Source organism: Acetobacter vaccinii, assembly GCF_008365315.1.
Classification (GTDB): Bacteria; Pseudomonadota; Alphaproteobacteria; order Acetobacterales; family Acetobacteraceae; genus Acetobacter; species Acetobacter vaccinii.
The window spans coordinates 2,198,101-2,211,584 of the sequence record NZ_CP043506.1 but is presented as its reverse complement, the minus strand read 5'-3'; the positions used below and the strand labels follow the sequence as shown (position 1 = coordinate 2,211,584).

At 61.5% G+C, this 13,484-nt stretch carries 11 protein-coding genes; 7 read left to right on the top strand and 4 right to left on the bottom strand.

Annotated elements, in window-relative coordinates; translation table 11 throughout:
* The first annotated feature begins 4 nt into the window (after nucleotides 1–4).
* The 3 genes from asnB (at nucleotide 5) to hisI (ending at nucleotide 3,165) form a co-directional block, all read left to right on the top strand.
* A complete protein-coding gene (gene asnB / locus FLP30_RS09935; protein ID WP_149279686.1) occupies nucleotides 5–1,777 on the top strand; it encodes an asparagine synthase (glutamine-hydrolyzing) in 1,773 nt (590 codons plus the stop codon).
* 98 nt (nucleotides 1,778–1,875) lie between these two features.
* Entirely contained in the window at nucleotides 1,876–2,742 is an 867-nt protein-coding gene (gene ygfZ / locus FLP30_RS09930) for a CAF17-like 4Fe-4S cluster assembly/insertion protein YgfZ (RefSeq protein ID WP_149279685.1), read from the top strand.
* A 3-nt stretch (nucleotides 2,743–2,745) separates the two neighbouring features.
* Nucleotides 2,746–3,165 (top strand): phosphoribosyl-AMP cyclohydrolase, encoded by a 420-nt coding sequence (gene hisI, locus FLP30_RS09925; protein WP_149279684.1) that lies wholly within the window; start codon nucleotides 2,746–2,748, stop codon nucleotides 3,163–3,165.
* Between the two features lie 181 nt (nucleotides 3,166–3,346).
* Here the strand turns inward: hisI and lpxB are convergent, their stop codons facing one another.
* Nucleotides 3,347–4,525 carry a lipid-A-disaccharide synthase gene (lpxB, locus tag FLP30_RS09920; protein WP_149280328.1) on the bottom strand — a complete coding sequence of 393 codons (1,179 nt, stop codon included), beginning with the start codon at nucleotides 4,523–4,525 and terminating at the stop codon, nucleotides 3,347–3,349.
* Nucleotides 4,526–4,653: 128 nt separating this feature from the next.
* Here lpxB and FLP30_RS09915 point away from each other — a divergent pair, with 128 nt between their 5' ends.
* Complete coding sequence (locus FLP30_RS09915; protein WP_149279683.1) at nucleotides 4,654–6,114, top strand: SulP family inorganic anion transporter; 1,461 nt, start codon at nucleotides 4,654–4,656, stop codon at nucleotides 6,112–6,114.
* 259 nt (nucleotides 6,115–6,373) lie between these two features.
* Entirely contained in the window at nucleotides 6,374–7,249 is an 876-nt protein-coding gene (locus tag FLP30_RS09910; protein WP_149279682.1) for an NAD(P)-dependent oxidoreductase, read from the top strand.
* 18 nt (nucleotides 7,250–7,267) lie between these two features.
* On the opposite strand, the gene FLP30_RS09905 is transcribed toward FLP30_RS09910, so the two are convergent.
* On the bottom strand, nucleotides 7,268–8,056 hold the full coding sequence (locus tag FLP30_RS09905) for an isoprenoid biosynthesis enzyme family protein (RefSeq protein ID WP_149279681.1): 789 nt from the start codon (nucleotides 8,054–8,056) through the stop codon (nucleotides 7,268–7,270).
* A gap of 244 nt (nucleotides 8,057–8,300) precedes the next feature.
* Between FLP30_RS09905 and FLP30_RS09900 the strand changes: the two genes are divergently transcribed.
* Both FLP30_RS09900 and clpB read left to right on the top strand, forming a co-directional pair.
* Complete coding sequence (locus FLP30_RS09900; RefSeq protein WP_149279680.1) at nucleotides 8,301–8,909, top strand: superoxide dismutase; 609 nt, start codon at nucleotides 8,301–8,303, stop codon at nucleotides 8,907–8,909.
* Between the two features lie 234 nt (nucleotides 8,910–9,143).
* A complete protein-coding gene (gene clpB, locus FLP30_RS09895; RefSeq protein WP_149279679.1) occupies nucleotides 9,144–11,753 on the top strand; it encodes an ATP-dependent chaperone ClpB in 2,610 nt (869 codons plus the stop codon).
* Nucleotides 11,754–11,849: 96 nt separating this feature from the next.
* On the opposite strand, the gene hflX is transcribed toward clpB, so the two are convergent.
* Together hflX and hfq are read right to left on the bottom strand one after the other, a co-directional pair.
* A complete protein-coding gene (hflX, locus tag FLP30_RS09890; RefSeq protein ID WP_246856495.1) occupies nucleotides 11,850–13,169 on the bottom strand; it encodes a GTPase HflX in 1,320 nt (439 codons plus the stop codon).
* Nucleotides 13,150–13,434 carry an RNA chaperone Hfq gene (hfq, locus tag FLP30_RS09885; RefSeq protein ID WP_246856494.1) on the bottom strand — a complete coding sequence of 95 codons (285 nt, stop codon included), beginning with the start codon at nucleotides 13,432–13,434 and terminating at the stop codon, nucleotides 13,150–13,152. The genes hflX and hfq overlap by 20 nt, the downstream gene beginning before the upstream one ends.
* Nucleotides 13,435–13,484 lie beyond the last annotated feature (50 nt).

Genomic DNA, 13,484 nt, shown 5'->3' with positions numbered 1-13,484 from the left:
TTCCATGTGCGGCATTGGCGGCCTGCTCCACACCCCGCATGCCCCGGCAACAGCCCCGGCATGCCTTGAGCAAATGGCCCTTGCCCTGCGCCACCGGGGGCCAGATGGCAGCCACGTTGCCCATCTGGATCAGGCCGAGTTGCTGCACACCCGCCTGTCGATCATTGATCTGGCCGGGGGTGACCAGCCACTTTATGCAGGCACCGGCACGCTGGTAGCCAATGGGGAACTCTACAACGACCCCGCCATCCGCCAGGCGCTGGGGCCAGAGGCGTTCAAAACCGGAAGTGACTGCGAATCAGCGCTGGCCCTGTGGCAACGCCACGGCCCGGATTTTCCGCGCCATTTGCGGGGCATGTATGCCACAGCCCTGTACGATTCCAGCAGCAAGACCGCCCTGCTGTCGCGCGACCCATTCGGGATAAAGCCGCTCTACTACACAAGCTCGACCAATGGGGTGGCATTTGCCTCCGAACCCTCCGCCCTGCTGGCTGCGGGCCTCGCCCCCCGCGCCATAGACCCCGCCCGGCGGGAGGAACTGCTGCAACTCCAGTTTACCACCGGGGCGCAAAGCATTTTCCCCACCATCCGCCGCCTCTTGCCCGGCGAGACCCTATGCATCACACAAGGGCAGATTACCCAACGCCACACTTTACCCGCCCTGCCCCAGCCCGACAAAGCCACCCTGCTGACCTCTGAAACAGAGGCGCTGGACAGGCTGGATGCAGCGTTAATGGACAGTATTGCCGTGCATGAACGTGCGGACGTGCCTTTTGGGCTGTTTCTGTCCGGCGGTATCGACAGTGCCTGCCTGCTGACCGCCATGAGCCGCCAGCCACGCACTGCACCACTCCGAAGCTGGACCGCCACCTTTGACGCCCCAGGTGCTGCGAACGAGGCCGAAGCCGCACAAGCCCTGGCCCATGCCGCCGGGACCGAGCATGAAACGCTGCACATTACCCGCGCGATGGTATGGCAGCACCTGCCCGCCATCGTTGCCAGTATGGATGACCCTGCGGCAGATTACGCTATTATCCCCACCTGGCTGTTGGCCCGCAAAGCCGCTGCCGATGTGCGGGTTGTGCTGAGCGGTGAAGGTGGGGATGAACTGTTCTGCGGTTATGGCCGCTACCGTGCCGCCACCCGCCCCTGGTGGCGGGGCCGCAAAAAACCCTGGCGACGTGGTATTTTTGACGGGCTGGACATTCTACGCCAGCCCACGCGCCACTGGCGGGACGGCATCGCCCAGGCCGAAGCCACATACCATGCCCACGGCACTCCCCTGGCCCGTGTGCAGGCGGTGGACACGGCGGAATGGCTGCCCAATGACCTGCTGCTCAAGCTCGACCGCTGCCTGATGGCCCATGGTCTGGAAGGGCGCACCCCTTTGCTGGACCCCGTCGTGGCCGACGTTGCCTGCCACCTGCCCGACACCCTGCGTGTGCGCGGCGGCAAGGGAAAGTGGCTTTTGCGCCAATGGCTTGCCCAGCATAACCCCGCAGCCCAGCCGTTTGCCCCCAAGCAGGGCTTTACCGTGCCCATAGGGGCGTGGATGGCACAGGACAGCCACAGGCTGGCTGACCTTCTGGCGGGCCAGGACTGCATCGCCGAAATTGCCCGGCCCGACAGGGTACGCGCCCTGCTGCGCGACATCCGTGGCACGCGCGAGGCCGCAGCGGCCTGGAACCTGCTGTTTTATGCCCTGTGGCACCGCGCCCATATCCGCGCCCTGCCCCCTGAAGGAGACGTGTTTGAGGCCCTGAGCCTGCAAGGCTGAGGCACGGCCAGCAGACTGGTCAAAGACAGCACCACGCATGTATGGTACTGTTTTGGTCCTGTTAAACTGACAGCCTATTTTGCAGGAGTATTAGCGCCATGTCCGCTCCGCCCCATCTTGCCCACCTTCCTGATCGCACGGTCATCAGGCTATCCGGGGCAGACCGTGTGCGCTTTTTGCAGGGTCTGGTCACAGCAGATATCAATGCTGTGGTACCGGGGCTTGCGACCTGGGCGGCCTGTCTGACACCACAAGGCCGCTGGCAGAGTGATTTTTTTGTCATCGCCAACCCTGATGAACCCAGCCTGCTGCTGGACTGCGCCGCCGAGCAGGCCGAGACCCTGCGCACCACCCTGTCGCGCTTTCGACTACGGGCCGATGTGCAACTCGATATTACCGGCCTGCCAGTGCATGTCGCCTGGGGCAACACCCCGGATGCCGCCCTGCTGGAAAACGCCATCAGCGTTACCGACCCGCGCCTGCAAGCCGCAGGATGGCGACTGATTGACGCACCAGCCGACACCCCACTGAACGCAACACCTGCGGACTACGACCTGCACCGTCTTGCCCTTGGCCTGCCTGATGGCGTGCAGGACTGTGAGCCTGCCCGAACCCTTGCCGCCGAGGCCAACATGGACCTGCTGGGCGGAATTTCCTGGGAGAAAGGCTGCTACATGGGGCAGGAAGTAACCGCCCGCATGCGGTATCGTGGCCTGCTCAAGCGCAGGCTTGTGCCTGTTGCCAGCCCCCACCCCCTGCCCCCACCCGGTAGCCCGATCCTGCGCAATGGGGTGGAAGTTGGTACCCTGCGGTCCTCCCGCGATCATATCGGGTTGGCGATGCTCAAGCTTGACGCACTGGCCGGCCCGCTGGACTGTGCGGGCCTGACACTGGTGGCCCGCCCCCCAGGCTGGATGGCAGACGCCCTGACACCCGACCCTTCCTCGACCCCGACAGCGGACTAAGCAATGCCCTATACACCCCCCGCCCCCGATGTGCTCGACAGCATGCTGACCCAGGTCAGCTACGACAAAGCCGGTCTTGTTGCCGCCATCGCCCAGCAGCATGACACGGGTGAAATCCTGATGATTGCCTGGATGAACCAGGAAGCCCTGCGTGAAACACTGACGACGGGGCGCGTGTGCTATTATTCACGCAGCCGGCAGAACCTGTGGCGCAAAGGGGAGACATCGGGCCAGATCCAGCGCCTTGTGGAAGCCCGGCTGGACTGTGATGGAGACGCCGTTCTGCTGCTGGTGGAACAAACCGGCGTTGCCTGCCACACGGGCCGCCGCTCCTGCTTTTACCAGGCCTTCACGCCAGACGGGTTGAGCATCCTCAGTGCGCCTGAGATTGATCCTGCCCAGCTTTACCACACCCACGCCTGACACCCGGCAAGAACAAGCATCCCCTGAGAGACTGCGGTCTTTTACCGTCCCATGGCTCAGGGGGCTTTCGCTCTTGTCTTCTCCATCAGACGGCAGCCTTGCCTGCCAATTGTCTGACACCCCTTAACGTCTCCACACGCGTGTTGAGGCATGTCAGACAACCCTCCGGGACCACCACTCTTTACGGCGCACGAGAGCGAGCCAGCACATCCAGCACAGCCTGAGCCGCAGCTTCGGCTGGGAGCGTGCCTTCCGGCCCTTCCAAGCCTTTGAGAAGTGTCTTGAATGCGGCCTTCTGTTTCCGGGCGGCCTCGGCATCTTCAAACAAGGTCTGCACTGCATGCGCCAGCACATCGGGGCGGCACTGCTCTTGCAGCAGTTCCGGCACCACAGCCTTACCTGCCAGCAGATTAACCATGGCCACATAAGGCACCCGGATCAGCCGCCGCGCCAGAAAGGCCGTTACAGGGTTGACGCGATAGGTTACCGCCATGGGCACGCCAGCCAATGCCAGTTCCAGCGTTGAGGTGCCTGATTTTGTCAGCGCGGCACCCGCTGCGGCAAAGGCATCGTGCTTATCCTGCGTCTCTGTCACCACAATAGGCCGTACGGGCCAGTTCCGGGTAGCCTGCACAACCGCCGAGGCCACAACGGGGGAAACCGGGACAACAGGCACCACATCGGGCATTGTCGCACGAAGCAGTACCAGCATGCGGCCAAAAACGGGCAACAGGCGTGGCACTTCCGACCGGCGGCTGCCGGGCATAAGCACCAGCACCCGTGCCCCCATGCCAAGGCCGTGCTGCCGCCGGAAACGGGCTCCATCCCCCTCCCCCGCGCCAGACTGCAACACCGGGTGCCCCACAAAGCGGGTTTTCAGCCCGTGGCGGCCAAAAAACTCTTCCTCAAAAGGCAGAAGGCACAGCAGTTCATCCCACAGACCGGGGAATTCGCGCACCCGCCTGGGCCGCCAGGCCCAGACCTGCGGCGCAACGTAATGAACACGGGGGATGCCCATGCCCTCGATCTTACGCAGCAGGCGCAAGGTAAAACCGGGGCTGTCGATAGTAATAACCATATCCGGCCTGTATGCCTCAACATCAGCCACGGCCATATCGAGCCTGCGCGACAGATGGCGCAGGCGCGGCAGTACCTCGACCAGCCCCATAACGGCCAGATCACGCAGCGGGAACAGGCTGTGCAGGCCCTGTGCCTCCATCTGCACCCCGCCGACACCCGCAAAGCGGATGGCAGGCACACGGGCACGTAACGCCTGCATCAGGCGTGCGCCCAGAATATCACCACTGGCTTCACCAGCCAGAATCCAGATCAGGGGGGCGTAGGGTTTAGCTGTTGGCATATACCCCGCATAAAGCGCCTGCCCTGGCAGCACAATCACCCTCCGGTCATGCCAAAAACCCTTTACCCTGCAAAAGCCCACGGTTTATGCCCTGATTGACCCCGACAGACAGGAAAGCAAAAGACCGCGTGACAGCCCGAACATACCTCCGTGAATGGACAGACCAACCCGTCCGCAATGTGCTTGCGGGCATGGTGGGAACATTTGCCCTGATCCCCGAAGTTATAGCGTTTTCCTACGCTGCCGGGGTTGCCCCGCAGGTTGGGCTGTTTGCCTCCTTTATCATCAGCATCACCATTGCCCTGACCGGCGGCAGACCGGGCATGATTTCCGGTGCTGCCGGGTCTGTCGCACTCGTTGCCGCGGACCTGGTGCATAATCACGGTTTTGACTACCTGATTGTAGCCAGCGTGCTGGCGGGGACCATCCAGATTGCTTTTGGCCTGCTGCGCCTGCAAAGTATCATGCGTTTTGTGTCGCGCGAGGTGGAAACCGGGTTTGTCAACGCGCTGGCCATTCTCATCTTCTCCGCGCAACTCCCGCAGATGCTGCATGTCACCTGGCACACCTATGCGCTCATCGCCCTCGGGCTGGCCATCGTGTATCTGCTGCCCCGTCTCAGCACGGCCATTCCCTCCCCCCTTGTGTGCATTGTGGTGCTGTTTCTTGTAACCTGGATATGGCCCATGCCTGTCCACACCATTGCAGACCTGGGGGCACTGCCACAGGGCCTGCCTCATTTTGCTCTGCCAGATGTCCCCCTCAACACCACAACACTCGGGATTGTGCTGCCCTATGCGTTTGCCATGGCCATGGTTGGGCTTCTGGAATCCCTGCTGACCGCCACGGTGGTGGATGAACTGACCGACACCCACAGCAACAAGCGCGCGGAATGCACGGGCCTTGGACTGTCCAACATTCTTGCCGGTCTGTTTGGTGGCATGGCCGGGTGCGGTATGATCGGCCAGACCGTCGGCAACCTGCGTTATGGGGGGCGTGGCCGCCTGTCGACCTTTACGGCCGGGGCTTTTCTGCTGCTCCTGCTGGTGGTGCTGCACCGCTTTGTGGCCCGCGTGCCCGTTGCTGCGCTGGTTGCAATCATGATCATGGTGTCTGTCAGCACATTTTCGTGGTCATCACTGCGTGATCTGGTGCGCCACCCACGCTTGTCCACCACCGTCATGCTGGCCACAGTGGCGGTTGTGGTGCTGACACATGACCTTGCCGCCGGGGTCGGGGTCGGCGTGCTGCTGAATGGGCTTTTCTTTTCCTTTCAGGTCATGTCCCTGATGCGGGTAGACACGGACACAAGCGCTGATGGCGCGACCTGCCTGTACCATGTGCGAGGGCAGATGTTCTTTGCATCGGCCAGTATCCTGCCCGACAGCATAGACTTCCAGAACACAGCGCCCCATGTCGTCATTGACCTCAAAGACGCGCATATCTGGGACATCAGTGCGGCCGATACACTGGGCAAAACACTGACCCGTCTGCGTGAACGGGGCAAAACCGTCAGTCTGACCCATGCCGATGCCCGTGCGAGAAACCTGCTGGCCACAGCAGGCTATGCCGCGCTGACGGCCGAGTAACCTCGCCCGCCCACACACGGCTTTAACAGCACACCGGGCAGTTATGTGCCTGCCCGGTGTGGCATAGTGGGTAGGCTCCATGCACCCGCATAACGGGTCACCAACAGAGTGATGCCAATACCTACCCGCACCTCAATGCTTGGGGGCAGGCTACGATGCGGCTGCAGCAACCATGTGACCGCTCTTTGCTGTGCTACGGGACTTTTAAAGCCGCTTGCTTATAATGCACCACGTGATCAGTACGGAGTTCCGCAAAATCATGGCAACTGAACAGACAATCGGCTTCATTGGCTTTGGCGCAATGGCCAGCCGCATGGCAGCCCATCTAGTAAAAGCCGGCTACAAGGCACTCGCCTATACTCCCTCTGGTAAGGGGGGCGATGGGTCTGTCCCTTTCCTGCCCACCCCGGCGGAGGTGGCCCGGCAGGCCGACATTGTCCTTGTCTGCGTGCCAGATGACGAAGCCCTGTCCGCCAGCATGTATGGCCCGACCGGAGCACTGGCGGGCATGACCGCTAACGGCCTGCTGCTCAACACCAGTTCCGTCTCGCCAGAGGCTGCGTTGTCCCTTTACGACGCGGGCAAGGCTCTGGGCATTGCAGTTGTGGACTGTCCCGTTTCTGGCAGCACACCAGAAGCCGACAGCGCCGCGCTGGTGGTGCTGGCTGGGGGCGACACTCAGGCTCTGGCACAGGCCAAACCTGTTTTTGACGCTATCGGCCGTCTGACTGTCCAGGCCGGGCCTGCGGGTAGCGGTGCGCGCCTCAAGCTTGTTATTAATGGTATTATGGGGGCTGGGCTGACAGCCCTGGCTGAAGCCGTAGCTTATGGGCTGGCAGCCGGGCTTGAGCGGGACATGCTGTTTGGTGCGCTGGACGAAATGGCCGTGATTTCCCCCCACCACAAACGCAAGCTCCGCATGGCGCAGGCGGGAGATTTCTCACCCCAGTTTCCTGCCCGCCTGATGCAAAAAGACATGCGCCTGCTGATGGATGCCGCCGCACGCGAGGCCGTACCCGCCCCCACACTGGCAGCCGCCACCCAGCAACTTTCACTCGCCCGCCGGGCAGCAGCAGATTCTGATTATGCCGCCCTGATTGGCATTATGGAAAACATTGCGGCCAACGACGTATAAGACGGCGCTCAACACAGCCTATGCTGGTCTGGCAGCCTGCCTCGCGCAGCGTAGTCCGGCCAGCATGACGGCCAGCCTGTCCCCCAGGCCTCGCGCGCGGCCTGCCTGAGCCACCCCGCGCGCCAGGTCTCGCCGGGCCAGCACGGCAGGCAAAGCCGCCACCCGCCAGCGCGGTGGCAGCGGGGTGGCACGGGCAGTCTCCAACCAAGCCAGCCCGGCCTGTCGCAACTCTGCCTCCATCCCTGGATACAGGTAGCGCCCCTGCCCCGCCAGAACGGGCAGGTGCCGCAGCATACTGCCCGCACCATAGGCCATGCCGACGGCTTCCAACTGGTCAAGCACCGCAGCCTGCGCCGGTTGCTGGCTATCCAACCCCAGTAACTCCCCCATACCCCGTTGCAATGCCCCTGCGCCGTCACGCAGCATGGCCTGCCAGGCCAGAACATCGGCTCCACCTTCCACCTCGGCCTCGGCCGAGGTCACAAGGCGCAGCACGGTCCCTCGGGCCAGCCCTCCATGTGCAACAGCGTTAAGCAGCAGGGGGGCAATGGCATGCTCTGGCCTGCGGGTGCCCTCCAGCACCTCTCGCCACCATTGCAGGCGGACATAGGCCGCCATGGGGCCTGCGACCGCGCCCGACCGCCCCGGCGCAATGGCGCGCAGCAGTTCGTGCCGCAAAGCCAGCAACGCATACGCCTGAGGCTGCACAGATGCAGGCATGAAACGCACGCATAGCTGGCGGTCAGGATCAGCCGCCACCATACGGGCCATGGCCTGCTCTGCCGTTTCCTGGCCTGTGGTGGTCATTGCTGTGTCCTCATCATGAAAAAAATAGCTGCCAGAGGCAGAGGCCATGCTTGCCCTGCGGGGCTCCTTACAGCCTTGGGCGCAAAATATCACCCCGCCATCTGGCCCGGCACGTGTGTGTGATGCCGCAGGAAAAGGAAGGCAGGGTCTTACGCCTTTCCCTTGACGTGCCCGACATACCCCCATAGCTGTGGCGCCTGTGCGCCACACACGCACATTACCTGTTGAATTAAGGAGTTACGTCATGGCGTTTGAACTGCCATCCCTCCCCTACACCACAAACGCGCTGGGTGCGCGTGGCATGTGCCAGGAAACACTGGAATTCCACCACGGCAAGCACCACCAGGCCTATGTGACCACACTGAACACCCTGCTGGACAGCAAGCCGGAGTTCCAGGGCAAGTCGCTGGAAGACATCATCCAGGCCAGCAATGGCAAGGCTGATCTTGTTGGCCTGTTCAACAATGCCGGTCAGCATTGGAACCATTCCTTCTTCTGGAACAGCCTGTCCGCCAACGGCGGTGTGATGTCCGACACGTTTGCAGCACGTATTGCCGCCGATTTTGGCAGTGTTGACACCTTCAAGGACGAATTCCGCAAGGCTGCGATCTCGCAGTTCGGCTCCGGCTGGGCATGGCTGGTGCTGGGTAAAGATGGCAAGCTGGCCATCACCAAGACCCCCAACGCCAGCAACCCGATGGCCGAAGGCCAGGGCACCGCGCTGCTGACCGCCGATGTGTGGGAACATTCCTACTACATCGACTTCCGCAACCGTCGTCCTGACTATGTCACCAACTTCCTGGACAAGCTTGCCAACTACGAATTCGCGGAAGCCCAGCTTAACGCCGCGTAAAACACACTACAGTACACGGGAAGCAGGCGAAGGGCAGCCCTTTGGGGTTTCGCCCTTCGTTACGCACACCGCCCATGCCTGGCGGGTATAAGGGACTTGCTCCCAACCTCTTGATTGTTCTCTCATCCCTTACCACCTTGATGGTGTAGCAACAGACAGACCATGCACCATCGCCGCTTGACGGGATGGCAGCAGGGCCTTCAGTCGCCTAAGCAAAGGGACAAGAGGGTACATATGAATATCGAAAAATTTACCGAACGTTCACGCGGTTTTCTGCAAGCCGCACAGACCATTGCGCTGCGTGACTTCAACCAGCAGCTTACGCCCGAGCATCTTCTCAAAGCCATGCTCGATGATAACGAAGGCGCAGCCTCCGCCCTGATCCGCGCCGCAGGGGGCAAGCCCGAAGCCGTTAAGGCAGCAACGGAACAGGCCTTGGCCAAGCTGCCCAAAGTGCAGGGCAACGGTGCAGGCCAGCCCGCCGCCACCCCCGACCTTATCCGTATTCTTGATGCCGCTGAGCAGACCGCCCAGAAGGCTGGCGACAGTTTTGTGGCACAGGACCGCCTGCTGTCCGCTCTGGCTGCCTCCACCTCCCCCGCAGGGCAGGCACTCAAGGACAACGGAGCCTCGGCCGACGCTCTGGACAAAGCTATTGCGACCATCCGCAAAGGCCGTACCGTGACCAGCGAGAACGCGGAAGCAGGCTTTGACGCGCTGAAAAAATACGCGCGCGACGTGACCGAAGTGGCCCAGCAGGGCAAGCTGGACCCCGTGATCGGGCGTGATGAGGAAATCCGCCGCGCCATTCAGGTTCTGGCCCGCCGCAGCAAGAACAATCCGGTGCTGATTGGTGAGCCCGGCGTAGGCAAGACCGCCATTGTCGAAGGTCTGGCCCAGCGCATTGTCAACGGGGATGTGCCCGAGGCCCTGCGCAACAAAAAGCTGCTCTCACTCGACATGGGGGCGCTGGTCGCCGGAGCCAAATATCGTGGTGAGTTTGAGGAACGCCTGAAAGCTGTTCTGAAAGAAATTGAATCGGCCGAAGGACAGGTCATTCTCTTTATTGACGAAATGCACACGCTGGTGGGCGCAGGCCGAACGGATGGCGCAATGGATGCGTCCAACCTGATCAAGCCTGAACTGGCACGTGGCACGCTGCACTGCATTGGTGCAACCACGCTGGATGAATACCGCAAATACATAGAAAAGGACGCGGCCCTTGCCCGCCGCTTCCAGCCTGTCTTTGTGGGCGAACCCACGGTTGCCGACACTATTTCCATCCTGCGTGGCATCAAAGAAAAATACGAACTCCACCACGGTGTGCGTATTACCGATGGCGCGCTGGTTGCGGCGGCAACTCTGTCCAACCGTTACATTACCGACCGGTTCCTGCCCGATAAAGCAATTGATCTGGTGGATGAAGCCGCTAGCCGCCTGCGGATGCAGATTGACAGCAAGCCCGAGGAACTGGACGAACTGGACCGCAGGATCATCCAACTCAAGATCGAGCGTGAAGCCCTGCGGAAGGAAGATGACACCGCCAGCCGCGACAGGCTTGAAGCTGTGGAAGCGGAACTGGCTGATCTGGAAGAAAAGTCCAACACGCTCAGCGCCGCCTGGCACGCCGAGAAAGACCGCGTCAACGCTACCCAGAAACTACAGGAGCAGCTTGATCAGGCCCGCTCGGATGTGGAAGTCGCCCAGCGCCGTGGTGATCTGGGCCGCGCCTCGGAGTTGATGTACGGCGTCATCCCCAATCTGGAAGCCCAGATTGCCCAGACCCGTGAAACCGATGCCGAAGGCAGTGCCCGGCCGGATCTGGTGTCCGAGGCCGTGACCGATCAGGGCATTGCGGCGGTTGTCTCCCGCTGGACTGGTGTGCCCGTAGACCGCATGCTTGAAGGCGAACGCGCCAAGCTGCTGCGGATGGAAGATGAACTGCGTAAGTCCGTCATCGGGCAGGAACCTGCCCTCAAGGCGGTCTCCAACGCTGTCCGGCGGGCCAGAGCTGGCTTGCAGGACCCCAATCGCCCGATCGGGTCGTTCCTGTTCCTTGGGCCTACGGGTGTCGGCAAGACAGAGCTGACAAAAGCACTGGCGCGCTTTCTGTTCGATGATGACAAGGCGCTACTGCGCATTGACATGAGCGAGTTCATGGAAAAACACGCCGTGGCCCGCCTTATTGGTGCCCCGCCCGGCTATGTTGGCTATGAGGAAGGCGGTGTGCTGACAGAGGCCGTCCGGCGCAGGCCGTACCAGGTCATTCTGTTTGACGAAGTGGAAAAAGCGCATGAGGACGTTTTCAACATCCTCCTGCAGGTTCTTGACGACGGCAGGCTGACCGATGGTCAGGGCCGGACGGTCGATTTCCGCAACACGCTGATTATCCTGACCAGCAACCTCGGCTCGGAATATCTGGCAAACCAGCCAGATGGGGAAACCCCCGAAATGGTGCAGGCCCAGGTAATGAAGGTGGTGCGCGAACACTTCCGCCCCGAATTCCTGAACCGTCTGGACGAGATCATTCTGTTCTCCCGCCTGCAAAAGGTGGATATGACCAGGATTGTCGAAATCCAGATCGGGCGCCTGCAAAAGCTGCTGGAAGACCGCAAGATCACCCTTCAGCTAGACCCGCTGGCCGAAGCTTGGCTGGCCAACGAGGGATACGACCCGGTTTATGGCGCACGCCCCCTCAAGCGCGTTATCCAACGCACCCTGCAAAACCCGCTGGCCGGTCTGCTGCTGGAAGGTGCCATCCACGATGGGGAAAATGTCACTGTCTCCGCCAACGGCGAAGGCCTGCTGATCAACGGCAAGACGGATGCTCAGGTAGACGCCTGACCATCCCACCGCCCACGAAAAAGGGGGAGGCTGATGCCTCCCCCTTTTTTATTGTTCCGTTCCTGCCAAACCCTGCGGAAGGCAGCGCACTGCGGGCTACGCCAGCAATGGGGTAATATCGGTAAACAGGCGTTCAAAACGTGCGCGATCCTCGGCCAGCAGGCGGACTGTAATATCCATCTGCTCCTCCTTGTCATCACGCTGCAAAACCTCACCGTGCTGATACAGCCAGGACGATGCCGCACCGTCAGACAGAGGCAGGCGATAACGCACCACCTCCATATTTGCTGTCAGCAACTGGTCCATCCTGCCCAGAAGAACCTCAAGCCCATCCCCCGTCATGGCGGAAATGGCCACGGTTTCCTCTGTCTGCGGCAGGGTGCGGGCACCGCCCAGCAGGTCAACCTTGTTCAGCACTTCCACCACGCGGCCAGCCCAGTCTGGTTCCAGCATGTCATCGCGCGCCATGCTTTCCAGCACGCCAAGCACGTCCTTTTTCTGGGCAGCACTGTCGGGGTGGGCAATGTCGCGCACATGCAGGATGATGTCGGCCTCGGCCACCTCTTCCAGCGTAGCACGGAACGCCGCGATGAGTTCTGTCGGCAGGTCGCTGATAAAACCAACCGTATCGGACAAAATGACCCTCCGCCCGGACGGCAGCGTAATGGCCCGCATCGTGGGGTCGAGCGTCGCGAACAACTGGTCCTTGGCGTAAACCGTGGCCCCGGTCAGCGCATTGAAGAGCGTAGATTTGCCCGCATTGGTATAGCCCACCAGAGCCACCACGGGAAAAGGCACACGCTTGCGGGCCTGCCTGTGCAGCCCACGGGTGCGGCGCACCTGCTCAAGGTCTTTCTTGAGGCGGACAATCCGCTCGCTGATCATCCGGCGGTCGGCTTCAATCTGCGTCTCACCTGGGCCACCCAGAAAGCCAAAGCCACCGCGCTGGCGCTCCAGATGGGTCCAGAGCCGGACAAGCCGCGACTTCTGGTATTCCAGATGCGCCAGCTCAACCTGCAGTGTCCCTTCCTTCGTGGCGGCGCGGGCACCAAAAATATCCAGGATCAGCCCTGTGCGGTCTATGACCTTGCAGCCCAGACTGGTTTCCAGATTGCGTTGCTGGGCCGGGGTCAGCTTGGAATCGACCACCAGCACATCAATGCCGTCCTCCTCCACAACGGGTTTGAGGGAATCGATCTGCCCCTGCCCCAGCAATGTGGCGGAACGGCGCGTACGCAAAATCAATGCGGCTTTGCGCACAACCACAAGGCCAATGGAGGCTGTCAGGCCAACGGCTTCTTCCAGCCGGGCCTCTGCGGCCCGCATGTCCTGCCCTTGTGCCCCGCGTTCCCACGGTAATATGACGGCCGCGCGCGTGGCGACCTTCTTTTTCTTCTCAGAAAAGCTCGTCGCCAAGAATTGGTTCCCTGTCCGCCTTTGTCTCTGACCCGGTTGTGTCTGAAAGATTGACCGCAATGCTGGGCATGACGGTGCTGATGGCATGTTTATAGATAAGCTGGGTCTGTTCATCCCGGCGGAGCAGGACCACCTGCTCGTCAAACCATGTGATAAAGCCCTGCAGCTTGACACCGTTGACCAGAAAAATGGTCACCGCCGCGCGTGAACGACGGATCTGGCTTAAAAACGCGTCCTGTACGTTATGGACATTCTCTTTTTCCACAGTGTGAAACCTTATTCCATTCTTCTGCATTCGCACGTGGCTAACCGGGA

Coding starts and splice junctions, on each gene's coding strand:
- asnB (WP_149279686.1), top strand. CDS start 5: ATGTGCGGCATTGGCGGCCTGCTCCACACCCCGCATGCCCCGGCAACA.
- ygfZ (WP_149279685.1), top strand. CDS start 1,876: ATGTCCGCTCCGCCCCATCTTGCCCACCTTCCTGATCGCACGGTCATC.
- clpB (WP_149279679.1), top strand. CDS start 9,144: ATGAATATCGAAAAATTTACCGAACGTTCACGCGGTTTTCTGCAAGCC.
- FLP30_RS09900 (WP_149279680.1), top strand. CDS start 8,301: ATGGCGTTTGAACTGCCATCCCTCCCCTACACCACAAACGCGCTGGGT.
- FLP30_RS09905 (WP_149279681.1), bottom strand. CDS start 8,056: ATGACCACCACAGGCCAGGAAACGGCAGAGCAGGCCATGGCCCGTATG.
- hisI (WP_149279684.1), top strand. CDS start 2,746: ATGCCCTATACACCCCCCGCCCCCGATGTGCTCGACAGCATGCTGACC.
- lpxB (WP_149280328.1), bottom strand. CDS start 4,525: ATGCCAACAGCTAAACCCTACGCCCCCCTGATCTGGATTCTGGCTGGT.
- FLP30_RS09910 (WP_149279682.1), top strand. CDS start 6,374: ATGGCAACTGAACAGACAATCGGCTTCATTGGCTTTGGCGCAATGGCC.